Genomic DNA, 16,538 nt, shown 5'->3' on the forward strand with positions numbered 1-16,538 from the left:
GTTGGCGGCATGCGCACCGTGGTTGTCAGTGGTGGGGGTACGGGGATCGGGCGGGCGGTGGCCGAACGGGTTGTCGCGACGGGTGACCGGGCGGTGATCGTCGGGCGGCGGCCGGAGGTGCTGGCCGCGGCGGCGGAGGAGATCGGGGCGGAGGCCATCGCGGCGGACCTGGCGGAGCCGGACGAGGTGACGCGGCTGAGCGCGGAGATCGCGCGGCGCTACGAGCGGGTCGACGGGATCGTGGCCGCCGCGGGCGGCAACGCGCTGCGGCAGCACACCCCGCCCGAGGGGTTGGCGGGCGTCGCCTGGACCTGGACCGAGAACTTCCGCCTCAACACCCTCACCGCCGCGCTGCTCGTCGAGGGCCTGCGCGAGCACATCGCCGACAACGGTCGCGTGGTGCTGGTCAGCTCGATCGCCGCCCACCGCGGGTCCGGCTCGGGTTCCTACGCGGGCGCCAAGGCCGCCCTGCACCCGTACGCCTACGACTTGGCCTCCGCCTTGGGGCCGAAGGGAATCACCGTCAACGTGGTGGCGCCCGGCTACATCGCCGAGACGGAGTTCTTCGGCGACACCCTCACCACCGAGCGCGAGCAGACCCTGATCGCGCAGACCTCGAACAAGCGCGTCGGCACGCCGAGCGACGTCGCCGACACCGTTTCCTGGCTGCTCTCCCCCGGTGCCGGACACGTCACCGCGCAGATCGTCCAGGTCAACGGCGGCGCGGGACTGGGCAGGTAAACGCCGAGTGCCCCCTGGGAACCCAGGGGGCACTCGGCGTCAAGTACGTCAGATACCGGCCTTGGCCAGCCACTCCTTGGCGACCTTGGCGGCGTCCGGCTTGTCCGGCGCGCTGAGCTTGCCGTTCAGCTCGATCAGCGTCTCGGTGGTCAGCTTGGCCGCGACGGCGTTGAGCACCTGCTTGACGGTGTCGGTCGCCTTGGCCTTGTTGATCAGCGGGACCACGTTCTGCGCGGCGAAGTTGGACTTGGGGTCTTCCAGCACCACGAAGTCGTTCGCGGCGATCGCCGGGTCGGTGGTGAACAGGTCGGCCGCCTGGACCGCGCCGGTCTTGAGCGCGTCGACGGTCAGCGGGCCACCCACGTCCAGCGGCTTGAACTCCTTGGCCTCCAGGTTGTAGGTCTCCTTCAGCCCCGGCAGGCCGTCCGCGCGCTTCTGGAACTCCGGCGGGCCACCGATCACGACCGGGCCCGCCTTGGCCAGGTCCTCGATCGTCTTGAGCTTCAAGGAGTCCGCGGTCTGCTTGGTGACCACGACCGCGTCCTTGTCCTCGGCGTCGGACTTCTCCAGGACGGTCAGCTTCTCCGGCAGCGCCTTCTGCAGCGCCGCGTAGACCTCGTCGGCCTCGGTGGCCTTGGCCGTCTTGTCCACGTGGGTGAGCAGGACGCCGGTGTACTCCGGGATCAGGTCGATCGAGCCGTCCTGCAGACCCAGGTAGTAGGTCTCCCGGCTGCCGATGTTGAGCTTCTTGCTGACCTTGACGCCCTTGGCCTCCAGCGCGCCCGCGTAGATCTCGGCGATCAGGGTGCTCTCCGGGAAGTTGGCCGAGCCGATCACCACGGTGTCCGTCGACGCCGGGGCGCCCGTGGTCGTCGTGGCCGCGCCGGTGGTGGGCTGCGGCTGGGCGAGCGGGTCGGACGAGCCCCCGCACGCGGTCAGGGTCAGTGCGGCGGCGACGACACCCGCCAGCCCGGTGAGTACGCGTTTCATCGAGGGAGTCTCCTCATTTTCGTTTTCTTCTTACCGCACACGGGAACGGCCGCGTGCGTTCTTCTTGCGCAGCCCCGGTGACACGACGAGCCACTGCACACCGGAGAGCACGAGTTCCACCGCGATGGCCAGCACGGCGATCAGCACCGCGCCACCGGCCATCTGGTCGTACTCGCGGAAGGCGAAGCCGTCGACCACGAACCGGCCGAGGCCGCCCAGCGCGACGACCGCGGCGATGCTGGCGGTGGAGATCACCTGCAGCGCCGCGGCCCGCAGGGAGCCGAGGATCAGCGGGAGCGCGTTCGGCAGCTCCACCTTGAGCAGGATCTCCCACTCGCGCATGCCCATGCCGCGCGCGGCGTCGACCACCGCGCGGTCGACGTTGCGCACACCCGCGTACGTGCCCGCCAGCACCGTCGGCGTGGCCACGGCGACGAGCACGATCGTCAGCGCGCTGGTCGCCAGCAGCAGACCCATCGACAGCACGAGGAGCACGAGCAGGCCGAGTTCGGGCAGCGCGCGGAACACGTTGACCGCGCTGACGACCACACCGCCGCCGCGTCCCGTGTGCCCGATGAGCGCGCCGAGCGGGATGGCGAGCAGCACCGCGATCAGCACCGGGGGCCAGCTGTAGTCCAGGTGCTCGGCCAGCCGCTGCGGGATGCCGACGATGCCGAGCGTGGTCTTCCAGTTGTCGGGGTTGGTCAGCCACTCGTAGACGGACTCGAAGACGTTCACCGCCGGGCCCCCTTCCCGGTCCGGGCCCAGGGCGTCAGCGACCAGCCCGCCAGGGCCAGCAGCCGGTCGACCACCAGCGCCAGCACGACGATCGCGACGATGCCGGAGACGATCGAGGCGTAGTTGCCGCGCTGCACGCCGTCGATGAGGAAGAACCCGAGGCCGCCGACGCCGATCAGCTGGCCGACCGCGACCAGGCTCATGTTCATCACCGCCGCCACCCGCAGCCCGGCGATCAGCACCGGGACGGCCAGCGGCAGCTCGACGGCGAAGAACCGGCCGATCGGTCGGTAGCCGAGCGCGGACGCGGCGGCCAGCACCGATTCCGGCACCGCGTCGAGGGTGTCGGCGATCGAGCGGACCAGCAGCGACACGGTGTAGATGGTCAGCACGGCCTGGACGTTGACCGGGTCCAGGATCTGCGTGCCGATGAGCAGCGGCATCATCACGAACAGCGCCAGCGACGGGATCGCGTAGAGGATCCCGGTGACCGGCACGAGGATCCGCCGCGCGAGCCGCCAGCGGCTGGCGACCCAGCCGAGGGGCAGCGAGATGAGCAGGCCCGCGAGCACCGGCAGCAGCGCGAGCCCGAGGTGGTCCAGGCTCACCGCGAGCAGGTCGTCGAGGTGATCGGAGACCCAGTTCACGACGGCACCTCACCGGCCCTGCGCGCGTCGGCGAGCGCCTTGAGCACCGACTCGGCGGTGACCGCGCCGACCACCGCGCCGTCGCCGTCGACCGCGACGCCGAGCGCGGCGGGCGAGGAGAGGGCGGCGTCGAGCGCGGCGCGCAGCGAACCGGCGCGGCCCCCGGTGTCGACGGGGTAGAGGGAACCGCCGGAGACGACGTCGGTGGCGGTGACCGCTTTGTCCAGTGTGGACAAGACCACTTCGGACACCCAGCCGAGCGGCCTGCCCGCGTCGTCGACGACCGCGGCCCAGCCGCCCTCCAGGCGTTCGCGGGCGTCCGCGACCGGGGTGCCGACGGCGACCGTGGGCACCGGGTTGACCTCGACGCCGTGCGCGGACAGGAACCCGAGCGCGCGGTAGCCGCGGTCGCGGCCGACGAAGGAGGCGACGAAGTCGTCGACCGGGTTGGCCAGCAACTCGGCCGGGGAGGCGTACTGGGCGAGCTTGCCGCCCACCCGCAGCACCGCGACCCGGTCGCCGAGCTTGATCGCCTCGTCGATGTCGTGGGTGACGAACACGATCGTCTTGCCCAGTTCCGACTGCAGGCGCAGCAACTCGTCCTGCAGGTCGTCGCGGACGATCGGGTCAACGGCGCTGAACGGCTCGTCCATCAGCAGCACCGGCGGGTCGGCGGCGAGCGCGCGGGCCACGCCGACGCGCTGCTGCTGCCCGCCGGAGAGCTGCGACGGGTAGCGGCGGGCCAGTTCGGGCGGCAGGCCGACGGTGGCGAGGAGTTCCTCGGCGCGCTTGCGAGCGACCGCCTTCTTGGTGCCCAGCAGCATCGGCACGGTCGCGACGTTGTCCAGGACCGTGCGGTGCGGGAACAGGCCCGCGTTCTGGATGACGTACCCGATGCCGCGGCGCAGGGCGGCGGCGGGCTGCGAGCGGATGTCCTCGCCGTCGACGAGGATGGTGCCGGAGGTGGCCTCCACCATCCGGTTGATCATGCGCAGCGAGGTGGTCTTGCCGCAGCCGGACGGGCCGACCAGCACGGTGATGCGACCGTCGTCGATGGTCAGGTCGAGGTGGTCCACCGCCACCGTGCCGTCGTCGTACCGCTTGGTCACGGCCTGGAACTCGATCACTCGGGCCCCTCGGGTAGTGACGGCTCCTTGCCAGCCGTGTGATCGATCGACCCTAACCCGAACGGCTGACAGTGGCAGGCCGTTCCAGCATGTGGCCGGCGCCGACCGGATGCTGGCGCGAACCCGCCGCTCACCTGGCCGGGTCACCCGGACACCGAGCGTTCTCCTAGGCTCTACGGTTTGTGGCCGTTTCCGTGACCGAATTCCTGACCACCCGCGGCGTGCGAGCCCGCCCCCTGCGCACCGCCGTAGCGTTGCTGCGCGCGGGCTGGATCCCACTGGAAGACCTGGTCAGAGCCACCGCGGTGCCGCGCAGGACGATCGAGGAACTGCTCGCCGCGCTGGGCGCCGACGCCGAACGCGAAGCCGATTCCTGGCGGGTGCGACCGTCCAGCGTGGACACCTACGCCGCGGCGGTGGCCCCGCTCCCGGACACCCCGGACGAGGAGCTGCGACCGGTTTTCGAGGCGTACGTCACGGGCGTCCCCCAGCCCCTGCGCGCGCTGGACCACGTGCAGGCCGACGTCGACACGATGCTGCGCCGCGCCAGGTGGCTGGACGAGACCTACGACCTGCCGGGCGCGCACATGGTGTGCGTGGGCGACCACGACCTGACGTCGCTGGCGGCGTGCACCCGTCGACCGGACCTGCGGGCCACGGTCGTCGACGTCGACGACCGCCTGCTGGGTTACATCGACGGCGTCGCCCGCGCGCGCGGGCTCGACATCCAGTGCCTGCACGCCGACTTCCGCTTCGCCCTGCCGCCGAGCGTGGTGGGCAGCGCCGACCTGGTGTTCACCGACCCGCCGTACACCCCCGAGGGGATCCGCCTGTTCCTCGCCCGCGCCATCGAGTCCCTCCGCGACCCCGACGGCCGGGCCGTCGTCGCGTACGGCTACAGCGAACGGACACCCGCGCTGGGTTTCAAGGTGCAGCAGGAGATCTCCCGCCTGGGGCTGGTGTTCGAGGCCGTGCTGCCCAACTTCAACCGCTACCACGGCGCCCAAGCGGTGGGCAGCGCGAGCGACCTGTACGTGCTCCAGCAGACCGGCCGCTCGTCCCGCCTGGCGGAGGCGGCGGTCCGCGAGGTCGCCTCGGGCATCTACACCCACGGCCCCCAGTCGATCGAGTCCACCGGCGCCCCCACCGGGGCGCTGGCCGAACTCCTCCGCCTGAGCGAGGCGGCGGCGGTCGCACCCCCCGGCTGGACGGACCCGGTGCGCCTGCCCGGCCCCCTCGCCTACGACCTGACCGCCGACCCCGGCCCTTGGCTGGCCCGGACCCTGCTCGCCGGCCCCCTCGCGAAGATCGCGGCCCTGGTGCCGAACTCGCACCCGGACGTCGCCAACCAACAGGGCCAGACCGACCTGAAGTCCCTACTGGCAGCCAAATACCACCTCACCTACCACCGGAGCATCGCCGACGGGAAGCACACCGTCGTGGTCGCCACCCCGGTCACCACCCCCAGCGTCCAAGCCACCCTCCTCTCCCGAGTCCACGGCAAACTCGCCAACGTCTGGCGAGAGGCCCTGATCGCCGACTCCGGCGGCACCCTCACCAAACGCGAAGCCCGCGAACGCGTCGCCGCCTCGGCCCCGGCCGAGGACGACCTCGAACTCCGCCTGATCGACCTACCCCTGAACCGAATCAGAGCCGTCCTGGCCGCCGCGGGCTGACCCGAAGGGCGGGTTGGCCAGCCCCACAGCCGACCGAGCCATTCGGCGGCACAGGTTCGCCATTTCGGCGCCCCATTCCCGGTAGGGCTGACCGAAGCCGGGGAGGGCGTCGAACTGCTCGGCGAAGGCTCGGAGGGTCTTCGCCTGTTCGGTCGCCTTCTGCCGGGAACGGATGTCGAAGTCCCACTGCATGTAGCGGAATCCGAGGTCGGCGGGCTCGCCCTGGTCGGCGGTGGTGCCGCAGTCGTCGCAGGTGAAGTGGAACGTTGTCATGGCTGAGCAGCCTGGCCCGCGCTTCGCGCCGCAAGCGAGATCATCGCCCACTCGACCGGCAAACCGGGGGTGATAAGCCGGGCATATATAGCGATGCTCTCGCGGCTACCGACCTTGGTCTGGAATTGTTACCGTGGGTGCCTGTTCCGCTACTCGACAGGAGCCCGGATGAGCACCTGGGGCGACCCCCACGAGCGCCCGGCCGCCGAGGTCTGGGAGCACCCGGACATGCGCGCGGCCCTGTCGGCGCGGGACATCACCCAGGTCTACCGACTGCTGCGCGGCAGAGGTGTCTCCCAACGGCGGATCAGCATGCTGACCGGCCAGGCCCAGCCCGAGATCTCCGCCATCGCCCGAGGCCGCCAGGTACAGACCTACGACGTCCTCTCACGCATCGCCGACGGCTTGGGCGTACCGCGGGGCTACATGGGCCTGGCCTATGGGGGACAGGTTCGGCCCGCGACAGATGAGGTGGTGACGACTGTGCCCGACCGGCGCGAGTTCATGGGAATCCTGGCGAAGATCACGATGGGCGCGGCGCTCACCGGCGCCGACCTCGCACTGCTGAGCAGCCCGGCGGTGGCCACTCCGACTCCTCGGAGCGTAGGCGCGACCGAGGTCGGGCAGCTGCGCGAGCTGACCCGGGTGCTCTGGACCCAGGAGAAACGCCTGGGTGGTGGTGCGGTCCGCGACGCGGTCATCGCGCAGCTCAGGTGGGCACAGGCGATGTTGGGCGCCAACCACACCGACGAGCAGGGGCGGGAATTGCGGGTCGTCCTGTCGGACCTGTTGGCGCTGGCGGGCTGGGCTTCCTACGACGTCGGCCTGACCGGCGCCGCGCTCCGCTACACCGGCCAAGCACTGGCGGTGGCGCAGGAGGCGGCAGACCCCATCCGGGCAGCGCTTGCCCTGGAGCAGATCGGCCGCACCTACCTCCACTCCGGCAACCTGGAAGAGGCGCGCGAGGTGTTCGCTCTTGGCACCCTCACCGCCGAGCGAGCCCGGTCCACCGACGCCACGGCGATGCTGCTGTCGAGCCAGGCCCGCGCCTACGCCACGCTGGGCCACCCCACCCAAGCCCTCGACTACATGACCCGAGCCGAGGATTCCCTCGCGCGCATCGACACCCCCACGATCCCCGACCCGCGCGGCTTCAACGAAGCCCACCTGACCAGCGACCGTGGCCGCCTCTACACAACCCTCGCCGTCAAGGAACCCCACTACGCCGACCAGGCAATCGCCACCCTCTCGACCTTCGCGTCCCAAGCGAACACCATCCACACCAAGCGCTTGGCGTTCCGCCTCACCGAACTGGCCACCACCCACCTCCACGGAGGTGACACGGCGACCGGCATCCGAATCGGCCACGAGGTCCTCGACATGGCCGCCACCATCCGCTCCAAGCGGCTCACCGAACACCTCCAACTCCTCCGCGCCGCCACCCGCGCCAATCCCGCCGCGGACGCGAAGGAACTCCATCACCGGATCACAACCCTCGCTTAAGGGACGCCGACCGTGTCAGATCGGCGCGAGTTCATGGGGATCCTGGCGAAGGTCACGATGGGCGCCGCCCTGACCGGGGCTGACCTCGCATTGCTGAGCACGCCTGCGGTGGCCACACCCACACCCGCGCGAGTCGGGGCCACTGAAGTCGGGCAACTCGCCGACCTGACGAAGGTGCTCTGGGTCCAAGAGAAGCAACTCGGCGGTGGTGCGGTGCGCGAGGCGGTCATCGCCCAACTGGGGTGGGCGCGAGGGCTGCTTGAGGCAGGCGCCACCGACCGTGTCGGTCGGGAGTTGCGCGGTGTCGTTTCCGATCTACTCGCCTTGGCCGGGAGGGCTTCCTCCGACGTCGGCCTCACCGGCACGGCCCTGCGCTACCTCGGCCAAGCGGTCGCGATGGCCCAGGAAGTGGGCGAGCCCGTTCGCGCTGCCCTGGCGCTGGGCCAGATCGGCCGGATCCACACCCGCGACGGCAACAGCGGCCAGGCACGGGATGTGCTCAACCTCGCCATGGTCACCGCCGATCGGACCCGGTCCAGCGGCCTCAACGCCCTCCTGCTGACCAGCCAGGCCCGCGCCGCCGCCCAAGCCCGCACACCCGACCAGGCGGTCACCTACCTCGCCCGCGCCGAAGACGCCCTGTCCTCGACCGACACCGCCGCAGAACCCACCGGGTTCGACCGCACTCTTTTCGCCAGCGAGGCGGGCCGCGTGTACACCATCCTCACGACCCAGAGCCCGATCTATGCCTCCCAGGCCATCGACACCCTGACGGCGTCAACGGCCCAACTCGCCTCCGGTCGGGCCAAGCGCCGCGCGTTCGCCCTCACGGAGTTGGCCACCTGCCACCTGCACGGGGGCGATTCGGCCACCGGAATCCACATCGGGCACCAGGTTGTCTGCATGGCTGCAACCATCCGATCCCGCAAGCTGACCGAACACTTGCAACTCCTGCGCACCGCTACCCGCGCAAACCCTTCGCCTGCCGCGAAAGAACTCAACCACCGCCTCGCGGGGATGGGTTGATCCCCACCCGAGCATGATCAAGTATGCTGGGTACCGCGTGGAGGTCACGCGCCACTGGGGATGTGGACTGGGCCTAGTTTGAGGATTTCGCGGAATTCCTTCGCGGGGAGCGGCTTCGACAGCAGCCACCCCTGGTAGGCGTCCACCCCGACGCCTCGAAGCACGTGGAACTGGGTCGCGTTCTCCACACCTTCCGCGACGCAGCTGCGGCCCATCGCCCGTGCCATGTCGACCAGGGCGCGGGCCACGGCGAAGTCCGAGGCGTCGGTGGCCACGCCGGAGACGAAGCGGCGGTCGATCTTGATGATCTGGGCGGGGAGTTCCTTGAGGCGGGCGAGGGAGGAGTAGCCGGTGCCGAAGTCGTCGACGGCGAAGCGGACGCCGCGTTCCACCAGTTCCGCCATGGCCTCCCGGCTGCGGGACGGGAGGTCGATCAGGCTGGTCTCCACGAGCTCCAGCACGACCCGGTCCCACGCCAGGCCCGTGGCCGCGACCGTCGCCGACACGACGTCGACGAACTCCGGGTCGCCCGGCACCAGGCCCGACAGGTTGACCGCGATGCCCACGCCCGCGCCGATGATCCCGCCGCACAGCTGCGGCCACTCGGAGGCCTCCGTGAACGCCGTGCGCAGCACCCAGCGGTCGAGTTCGCCGAGCATGTCGCCCTGTTCGGCGACCGGCAGGAAGTCGCCCGGGTTCAGCAATCCCCGTTCCGGGTGCGGCCAGCGGACCAAGGCCTCCGCCGACAGCACGGTGCCGTCCGGGCCGACGACCGGCTGGTAGTGGAGGACGAGTTGGTCGTTGGAGATGGCCTCGCGCAGCTGGCCTTCCAGCAGCATCTGGCTGTTGGCCGACGCGATGAGCTTGTCGCTGGCCAGCGACACGCGGCCCGTGCCGCGTTCCTTCGCGGCGAACATGGCCGCGTCGGCGTAGCGCAGCAGGTCGGCGCCGGTGGTCTCCGGGCCGCTGGGCACCGCGGCGCCGATGCAGGCCGAGACGCGCAACAGCTGGTCGCGGACCGGGACCGCGGTGCGCAGCAGGCTGGCGGCCTGGTTGGCCAGCGCCTCGACGCCGCCCGCCTCGTCCACGTCCGAGCAGATGATCACGTACTCGTCGCCGGACATCCGCGCCACGGTGCAGCTCGGCGGCAATCCGCGTTCGAGTCTCCTGGCCAGCGCGGTGATCAGCTCGTCGCCGACGTCGTGGCCGAGGGAGTCGTTGACCCGCTTGAAGTTGTCGACGTCGCAGAACAGCAGCGCGATCCGCGCGTAGTCGCGGCCGCCGAGCAGGGTGCCCAGCAGCTCCTTGACCGCGGCGCGCCCCGGCAGGCCGGTCAGCTCGTCGTGCGTGGCCTGGTAGCGCAGCCGCTCCTGGGCCTTGCGGCGATCCGTCACGTCGGAGAAGACCACCAGCCAGAACCGCTGGCCGTCGTCGGCGACCGACACCGTCGCGTTCAGCTCGCAGTAGACCGGTTTCCCGGTCGCGGTCGCCAGAACCCGTTGCCCGCTGTGGAAGGAGTGCGGCTCGCGGCAGCGGCGGCCCTCCCGGTCGTCCGGGTGCGTCAGCTGCTCGGCCGTCTTGCCGCGCAACCGCTCCAGGTCCATGTCCAGCAGCGAGCACAGCGCGTCGTTCGCGTCGACGAGCCGCTCGGCGTCGTCGAACAGCGCGATGCCGACCGGGGTGATCGCGACCAGGTCGGTGAACCGCTTGCTGGAGCGCTGCATCCGGGTCTCGGTGGACCGCTGCTCGGTGACGTCCTGCGCCGTGCCGATCATGATGTCGCGGTCGCTGTCCGGCCCGGCCGCCTCCCCGCGCACCCGGAACACCCGGCGCTTGCCGTCGGGCCGGATGACGCGGTGCTCGCACTCGACCGGGCGGCGCGTGCCCGCCAGCTCCTGCCACCGCTGGTCCACCCAGCCGCGGTCGTCCGGGTGGACCATCTGCAGGTAGTCGCCGTAGGTGATGCGGGTGCCCTGCTCGATGCCGAACAGCTCGTAGAGCATCGACGACCACAGGCACTCGCCGGTGGCCACGTTCCACTCCCACGTGCCCAGCCGCGCGACCCGCTGGGCCTCGCGGAAGAGCCTGCCGTCCTGGCTGAGCTGCCGCTCCAGCGCGCGGAACCGGGTGAAGTCCTGCACCGTGCCGTGCACCCGGGCGACCCGCCAGCCCGGCTCGAACTCCGGCCGCGCGCGGACCAGGTACGTGCGCTCACCGGTCTCGTCGCGCACCTCCAGCTCCAGCGGCTGCGACGAGCGCTGCGCGCGCAGCCGGAGCTGGAAGTCGTCGAGCACCGGCAGGTCCTCGGGGTGCACGAGGGCGAGCAGGTCGGTCAGGGTGCTGCGCGCCGGGATCCCGCAGAGCCTGCGCAGCCCGTCGGACAGGTACGCCTGACCGGTGCGCACGTCCAGCGTCCAGCTGCCCATCCGGGCGATGCGCTGGGCCTCCAGCAGCAGGGCGCGCTCGGCCGACGGGTCGTCGTCGAACCCGACCACGTCCGGGCCACCGGTCAGATCCGGGGCCAGCACGCGGCCCGCGTCCAGCTCGATCCCGCCGGGGGGCAACCCGACCCGGGGTAGTCCGGCGCGCACGACATGCTCGGCCACGGCGCGTTCCCTCCACCCTTGACTCCAGGCGGGTGGGGCACCGCTGCCGAGCATCCCGCCGGATCTCAGGCTACCCCGTCCGCTTCCGCCGCCCGTGCTACCGCCGCGGCCACCTCGGGCGCCACCCGCGGGTCCAGCGCGCTCGGCACGATCCGGTCGGCGGCCAGGTCGTCCTCGGCCACCGCGGCGATCGCGTCGGCCGCGGCGAGCTTCATCGCCTCGGTGATCCGCCGGGCTCCCGCGTCCAGCGCGCCCCGGAAGATGCCCGGGAACGCCAGCACGTTGTTGATCTGGTTGGGGAAGTCGCTGCGGCCGGTGGCCACGATCGCCGCGTGCCGCGCCGCCACGTCCGGGTGAATCTCCGGATCCGGGTTCGACAGCGCGAACACGATGGCGTTGTCGGCCATGGTCGCGACGACCTCTTCCGGGAGGGTGCCCGCGGAGAGCCCGACGAACACATCCGCGTCGCGGAGCGCCTCGACCTGGCCGCCGCGCAGCCCGGCCCCGTTGGTCACCTCGGCCATCTGCTCCTTGACCGGGTTCAGGTTCGCCCGGCCCGCGTGGATGATGCCGCGCGAGTCCAGCAGGGTCACGTCGCCGACGCCCGCGGCCACCAGGATCTTCGCGCAGGCGATGCCCGCCGCGCCCGCGCCCGCGATGACCACGCGCTGGTCGGCGAGCGCCTTGTCGAGCACCTTGTTCGCCCCGCGCAGGGCGGCGAGCAGCACGATCGCGGTGCCGTGCTGGTCGTCGTGCATGACCGGGCAGTCCAGCGCCTCGATGAGCCGGGCCTCCAGCTCGAAGCAGCGGGGCGCGGAGACGTCCTCGAGGTTGACCGCGCCGAACGAGGGCCGCAGCCGCACCAGGGTCTCGACGATCTCGTCGACGTCGGTGGTGTCGAGCACCAGGGGGATCGAGTCGAGGCCGCCGAAGGTCTTGAACAGCGCCGCCTTGCCCTCCATGACCGGCAGCGAGGCGGCGGCGCCGATGTCGCCGAGGCCGAGCACGGCGGTGCCGTCGGAGACGACCGCGACCAGCCGGGAGGCCCAGGTGTAGCGGGCGGCGAGCGCGGCGTCCTCGGCGATCGCGCGGCTGACCTTGGCCACGCCCGGCGTGTAGGCGATGGCCAGGGCGCGCGGGTCGGCCAGCGGCTTGGTCACGCCGACGCCGAGCTTGCCGCCCAGGTGGGCGGTGAAGATCTCCTCGTCGGTGACGGGACCGGCGGCGGTCTGCTCGTTGAGTGCGGTCATGGCGTCGTCCTCCTGGATCGCGCGGGGCACGCTCGACGCAGGGCTTGGCGCGGAGCGGGTGCGGGAAAGCGGCCACGGTGTTGACACGTGGCCTGCCGCGGGGAACTCCGGTGACGCGTGGCGCGCGCCGCCGGGCGGGGGTTGGCGGCCACACCCCTGGGGTGCGGGTGTGGCCCGGAGCACTTCGGTGCCGACAGTCTGCCGGCAACCCACGATCGTGTCTGCGGCAGGGATCACATCCCGGACACCTTTTTCCGCAGGTCAGAGGCGGTTTCCCAAGACGTCCGTCCGGTTTTCTAAGCGCGTGCTAGCGCTGACTAACATTTTCGCTGCGCAACCGGCAAAGTGAGCGGGGCTCACCTCCGAGCTGGGGATCCCCCTACGCTCCGTAGGCGCGGGCCCCCGGGGCCCCTACCCTTTTCGCATGCACGCAAGAGAGCTGGACGTCCCCGACGTCTTCGAGTTCACCCCGCGCACCTTCCCCGACTCGCGAGGCCTGTTCGTCTCCCCGTTCCAGGCGGAGGCGCTCACCAAGGCGGTCGGCCACCCGCTGACCATCGCCCAGACCAACCACAGCGTGTCCCGCCGCGGCGCCATCCGCGGCATCCACTTCGCCGACGTGCCGCCGGGGCAGGCGAAGTACGTCTACTGCGCGCAGGGGGCGGTGCTGGACTACGTGGTCGACATCCGCGTCGGCTCCCCCACCTTCGGCAAGTGGGACGTCGTGCGGCTGGACACTGTGGAGTTCCGGGCCGTCTACGTGGCGGAGGGCGTCGGGCACGGGTTCGTGGCGCTGGAGGACGACACGGTGGTGTCGTACCTGTGCTCCACGGGCTACAACCCGGCCGCCGAGCACGGGATCAACCCCATGGACCCGGACATCGCCCTGCCGTGGGCGGACGGGCTGGAGCCGCTGCTGTCCGACAAGGACAAGGCGGCCCCGTCGCTGAAGGAGGCGGTCAGCAGCGGCCTGCTGCCCACCTACGGGGCGTGCACCGCCTGGTACGAAACGCTGCGCGGCGTCTGACCCGGCCTCGCTTTGCGCGGTTCGGGGCCGCGCAAAGCTAGACCCGCCCGGGAGACGGCCACAACCGCCACGGGATCACCGCGTGCACCCGTGCCTGCCCCAGTACCCGGGAGTCGGTGGAGGCCGCCCGGTTGTCGCCCTCCACGTGCCAGCCGTCCGGGCCGCGCAGCACCGCCCGCTTGACCGACAGCTGCCCGGGCCGGGCGTCCCACGTCACCAGGACGACGTCACCCACACGTGGCCGCCGCCGCACGGCCACCACCACGTCACCGTCGCTTAGCGCGGGCGCCATCGAGCCACCGCGCACCCGCACCCGCCGCAGGGGCAGCCACCCGAGCACGATCACCTCCCGCCTGCCCACAAGGTACCCCCGGAGTAGGGTCGATTTCGTCGGAGCATCCCGCTGTACCCATGGAGGACCCATGCGACTGCTGTCGCGTTTCTTCGCCCCGAGGTTGGAGGCCACCGCGCACTGCGACCTCCCCTGTGGCGTCTACGACCCGGCCCAGGCGCGCATCGAGGCCGAGTCGGTGAAGGCAGTCCAGGAGAAGTACCAGGCGAACGAGGACCCCGAGTTCCGCACCCGCGCGATCCTCATCGCCGAGCAGCGCAGCGAACTCGTCAAGCACCACCTGTGGGTGCTGTGGACCGACTACTTCAAGCCGCCGCACTTCGAGAAGTACCCGAACCTGCACGACCTGTTCAACCAGGCGACGAAGGCGGCGGGGGCCAGCGGCACGAAGGGCTCGATGGACCCGGCCACCGGCCAGGCGCTGCTGGACCTGATCGCGGAGATCGACAAGATCTTCTGGGAGACCAAGAAGGCGTAAGCTAGCGACGCTCGGGGCGGCGCTGACCAGCGGAGACAATTCCGCAGGTCAGCGCCGTTTGTCGTCGAGAGCGTCCAGGTCGCGCTGCACGGACTCAAGGTTCCCCTGCTGGGTGACGATCAGGGGATGGTCCGGTGCGTAGGTCGCCTCAAAGATGTGGAGGGCTCGCTCCATCAGCTGTTTGGCCGGTCCGGGCGAGCCCAGGTCCTTGCAGCACCACGCCGAGGTTGTTCAAGCTGTGTGCGACGGCAGGGTGGTCGGGCCCGTAATTCGCCTCGTCGCCTGCCAGGACGCGTTCCAGCAGGGAGCGGGACAGGTCGAGTCCCCCGGTCTCGCGCGACCATGGCGAGGTTGTTCAAGCGGATGGTGACAGCCGGGTGGTCCGGCCCGTAGGCCGCCTCATCGATGCGCACGGCACGCTCCAGCAGAGAGCGAGCCGCGTCGAGCGAATCCAGGTCCTTCAACAGCATGGCGAGGCTGTTCAGATATCCGGCGAGGATGGGGTGCTCCGGCCCACAAGCCACCTCGACGATCCGGAGGGCGCGCTCCAGCAACGGGCGGGCCTGGTTCGGGAGACCGGTTTCACGCAGGAAAGCGCCTGCGCGGTCCAGCAACCAGGCAAGGGTGTCCGGGGCGAGTTCGTGAAGTCTGTCCTCGTGCACGGCGACCGCCAAGACGTGCGGTAGCAGCTGCCTGCAGCGCGGCCACACCGCAGGATTTTTGAACACCTCCGCCGGAACGCCATACCGCAGCACATTGACGGCGTCGGTAAGCGCGTCGGCACTTGTCGGCGCGTTCTCGGTGTCGGTGTGGCCGCGTACGGCGAGTTGCACAAGGCGATGGGCAACGATGTGGTCGTCGTCCCGCTTCACCAGGGAGTGGTCGACGAGCACCCCGACCTGGTGACTCAGGGCGGTGGCTTCCCTAGTGGGGGTGAACAGGTCAAGCGGGATGGCGTCCGGGGCCAGGTAGGCGCAGGTCGCCAGTAGGCGGGCCGCCTCCGGGTGGTGTTCGTCGAGCCTGCTCAGGCTCAGGTCCCACAGCGTGCGCAGTGACCTGTCGGGTGAGCGCCGGTGGGCGTCCTCGCCCTTGTCCGCCAACGAATCCGGGCTGGTGCGCAACAGGTGCAGGTACTCGTCCGGTCGCATCGCCGACTGGGTGAGGTAGGCGGCTGCCTGTTCCAGCCCCAGGGGGAGGTCGCCCAGCAGCTCGGCCAGTTCATCGGCGCGGGCACCGAGCTTCGGCGCTCGTCGGGCCAGCAGGGCCACCGATTCCCGGCGGGACATGGTGTCCAGGTCCAGCACGCCGCCCACGGCGTCGAAGCCCGCCCGGCGGGTGGTGATCAGGACCTGCCCGGCCCCCGACGGGAGGAAAGGGTTGAGGTCGGCCGCCGATTCGGCGTTGTCGAACACGAGGAGCCAACGCGACGAGCTGAGGGGGTGGGACAGCAAGACCCGCACAGCCTCGCCGGCGTCCTGCGGCAGGTCCACCTGGAGTGCGCGACCCAACGCGCGTAGCTGGTCGGGGACCAAGGTCGGGTTCTCGGCCGCTACCCACCACACGACGTCGTACTTCTTGTGGTGGCGGTGGCAGAACTCCAGAACCAGTTGGGTTTTGCCGACGCCGCCCATGCCGCGCACGGCGTGCACCGCGACCCGTGAACGGGACCGCAGCAGCTTGGCCAGGTTGGCGAGGTCTTGGTATCGACCGGTGAAGTTGGGGTTCGCGCCTGGCACGTTCCACACCCGCGACCCGGGTTCAGACGATGGTGACGAGCCGATCCAGAGCGTGAAACCGATGGTGAACGCCAGCAAGGCCACCAGCACGGGCCAGACGAGCCACGGGTCGCCCAGCCACGACGGCAGGTGCTCGCTGGCCGCGTTGATCACCAGACCGGTGGCGAACACGAGGGCCACCTCGATCACCACGGCCAACGCCCGGCCAGCTCTCACCCAGCCCCCTACCCACCGTCCGCGAGATCGACCACGGTAACAGCAGCGCACTGCAACGAACCCCGGGATCGTGGCCATTGGTTGTTGTGACAGCGAACCTGGGTTTTGAGAGTCGGGGGGATCCTCGAGTGGGGGCGTCGGACCGGGAGTTG

At 70.8% G+C, this 16,538-nt stretch carries 15 protein-coding genes and 1 pseudogene; 6 read left to right on the forward strand and 10 right to left on the reverse strand.

Annotation, left to right across the window (positions count from 1 at the left end; genetic code table 11):
- Positions 1-9 precede the first annotated feature (9 nt).
- Positions 10-741, forward strand: coding sequence for an SDR family NAD(P)-dependent oxidoreductase (locus V5P93_RS32610; protein ID WP_104478260.1), 732 nt, complete (start codon positions 10-12; stop codon positions 739-741).
- A 48-nt stretch (positions 742-789) separates the two neighbouring features.
- On the opposite strand, the gene V5P93_RS32615 is transcribed toward V5P93_RS32610, so the two are convergent.
- Genes V5P93_RS32615 through V5P93_RS32630 form a run of 4 tightly spaced genes read right to left on the reverse strand, consistent with a single transcriptional unit; the run spans position 790 to position 4,243 of the window.
- Positions 790-1,731 carry an ABC transporter substrate-binding protein gene (locus V5P93_RS32615; RefSeq protein WP_104478259.1) on the reverse strand — a complete coding sequence of 314 codons (942 nt, stop codon included), beginning with the start codon at positions 1,729-1,731 and terminating at the stop codon, positions 790-792.
- A 30-nt stretch (positions 1,732-1,761) separates the two neighbouring features.
- Positions 1,762-2,469, reverse strand: a complete 708-nt coding sequence (locus V5P93_RS32620; RefSeq protein WP_104478258.1) for an ABC transporter permease — start codon at positions 2,467-2,469, stop codon at positions 1,762-1,764.
- Entirely contained in the window at positions 2,466-3,116 is a 651-nt protein-coding gene (locus tag V5P93_RS32625; protein WP_104478257.1) for an ABC transporter permease, read from the reverse strand. The genes V5P93_RS32620 and V5P93_RS32625 overlap by 4 nt, the downstream gene beginning before the upstream one ends.
- On the reverse strand, positions 3,113-4,243 hold the full coding sequence (locus V5P93_RS32630; protein ID WP_104478256.1) for an ATP-binding cassette domain-containing protein: 1,131 nt from the start codon (positions 4,241-4,243) through the stop codon (positions 3,113-3,115). Before V5P93_RS32630 ends, V5P93_RS32625 begins: the two co-directional genes overlap by 4 nt.
- A 194-nt stretch (positions 4,244-4,437) precedes the next feature.
- Between V5P93_RS32630 and V5P93_RS32635 the strand changes: the two genes are divergently transcribed.
- On the forward strand, positions 4,438-5,919 hold the full coding sequence (locus V5P93_RS32635; protein WP_181043376.1) for a bis-aminopropyl spermidine synthase family protein: 1,482 nt from the start codon (positions 4,438-4,440) through the stop codon (positions 5,917-5,919).
- Here V5P93_RS32635 and V5P93_RS32640 read toward each other — a convergent pair.
- Positions 5,875-6,192, reverse strand: coding sequence for a hypothetical protein (locus V5P93_RS32640; protein ID WP_104478254.1), 318 nt, complete (start codon positions 6,190-6,192; stop codon positions 5,875-5,877). The two genes, V5P93_RS32635 and V5P93_RS32640, sit on opposite strands and share 45 nt — an antisense overlap.
- A 168-nt stretch (positions 6,193-6,360) precedes the next feature.
- Here V5P93_RS32640 and V5P93_RS32645 point away from each other — a divergent pair, with 168 nt between their 5' ends.
- On the forward strand, positions 6,361-7,695 hold the full coding sequence (locus V5P93_RS32645) for a transcriptional regulator (RefSeq protein ID WP_104478253.1): 1,335 nt from the start codon (positions 6,361-6,363) through the stop codon (positions 7,693-7,695).
- A 12-nt stretch (positions 7,696-7,707) separates the two neighbouring features.
- Positions 7,708-8,721, forward strand: coding sequence for a hypothetical protein (locus V5P93_RS32650; protein ID WP_104478252.1), 1,014 nt, complete (start codon positions 7,708-7,710; stop codon positions 8,719-8,721).
- Between the two features lie 44 nt (positions 8,722-8,765).
- On the opposite strand, the gene V5P93_RS32655 is transcribed toward V5P93_RS32650, so the two are convergent.
- Together V5P93_RS32655 and V5P93_RS32660 are read right to left on the reverse strand one after the other, a co-directional pair.
- Entirely contained in the window at positions 8,766-11,327 is a 2,562-nt protein-coding gene (locus V5P93_RS32655) for an EAL domain-containing protein (RefSeq protein ID WP_104478251.1), read from the reverse strand.
- Positions 11,328-11,392: 65 nt separating this feature from the next.
- A complete protein-coding gene (locus tag V5P93_RS32660) occupies positions 11,393-12,577 on the reverse strand; it encodes an NADP-dependent malic enzyme (protein ID WP_104478339.1) in 1,185 nt (394 codons plus the stop codon).
- A 424-nt stretch (positions 12,578-13,001) separates the two neighbouring features.
- Here V5P93_RS32660 and V5P93_RS32665 point away from each other — a divergent pair, with 424 nt between their 5' ends.
- A complete protein-coding gene (locus V5P93_RS32665; protein WP_104478250.1) occupies positions 13,002-13,604 on the forward strand; it encodes a dTDP-4-dehydrorhamnose 3,5-epimerase family protein in 603 nt (200 codons plus the stop codon).
- A 37-nt stretch (positions 13,605-13,641) separates the two neighbouring features.
- Here the strand turns inward: V5P93_RS32665 and V5P93_RS32670 are convergent, their stop codons facing one another.
- Positions 13,642-13,965: a S26 family signal peptidase gene (locus V5P93_RS32670; RefSeq protein ID WP_245931164.1), complete on the reverse strand. Its 324-nt coding sequence runs from the start codon at positions 13,963-13,965 to the stop codon at positions 13,642-13,644.
- Positions 13,966-14,032: 67 nt separating this feature from the next.
- Here V5P93_RS32670 and sodN point away from each other — a divergent pair, with 67 nt between their 5' ends.
- Positions 14,033-14,434: a superoxide dismutase, Ni gene (gene sodN / locus V5P93_RS32675; protein ID WP_219823934.1), complete on the forward strand. Its 402-nt coding sequence runs from the start codon at positions 14,033-14,035 to the stop codon at positions 14,432-14,434.
- A gap of 148 nt (positions 14,435-14,582) precedes the next feature.
- Here sodN and V5P93_RS32680 read toward each other — a convergent pair whose 3' ends face one another.
- Together V5P93_RS32680 and fxsT are read right to left on the reverse strand one after the other, a co-directional pair.
- Positions 14,583-14,750 carry a tetratricopeptide repeat protein gene (locus V5P93_RS32680; RefSeq protein ID WP_374066598.1) on the reverse strand — a complete coding sequence of 56 codons (168 nt, stop codon included), beginning with the start codon at positions 14,748-14,750 and terminating at the stop codon, positions 14,583-14,585.
- Between the two features lie 19 nt (positions 14,751-14,769).
- Positions 14,770-16,464, reverse strand: a pseudogene (fxsT, locus tag V5P93_RS32685) (FxSxx-COOH system tetratricopeptide repeat protein); the annotation flags it as partial.
- Between the last annotated feature and the right edge of the window lie 74 nt (positions 16,465-16,538).

The sequence above is a fragment of the Actinokineospora auranticolor genome (assembly GCF_041897805.1).
GTDB lineage: Bacteria > Actinomycetota > Actinomycetes > Mycobacteriales > Pseudonocardiaceae > Actinokineospora > Actinokineospora auranticolor.

Coding starts and splice junctions, on each gene's coding strand:
- V5P93_RS32615 (WP_104478259.1), bottom strand. CDS start 1,731: ATGAAACGCGTACTCACCGGGCTGGCGGGTGTCGTCGCCGCCGCACTG.
- V5P93_RS32645 (WP_104478253.1), top strand. CDS start 6,361: ATGAGCACCTGGGGCGACCCCCACGAGCGCCCGGCCGCCGAGGTCTGG.
- V5P93_RS32660 (WP_104478339.1), bottom strand. CDS start 12,577: ATGACCGCACTCAACGAGCAGACCGCCGCCGGTCCCGTCACCGACGAG.
- V5P93_RS32665 (WP_104478250.1), top strand. CDS start 13,002: ATGCACGCAAGAGAGCTGGACGTCCCCGACGTCTTCGAGTTCACCCCG.
- V5P93_RS32640 (WP_104478254.1), bottom strand. CDS start 6,192: ATGACAACGTTCCACTTCACCTGCGACGACTGCGGCACCACCGCCGAC.
- V5P93_RS32610 (WP_104478260.1), top strand. CDS start 10: ATGCGCACCGTGGTTGTCAGTGGTGGGGGTACGGGGATCGGGCGGGCG.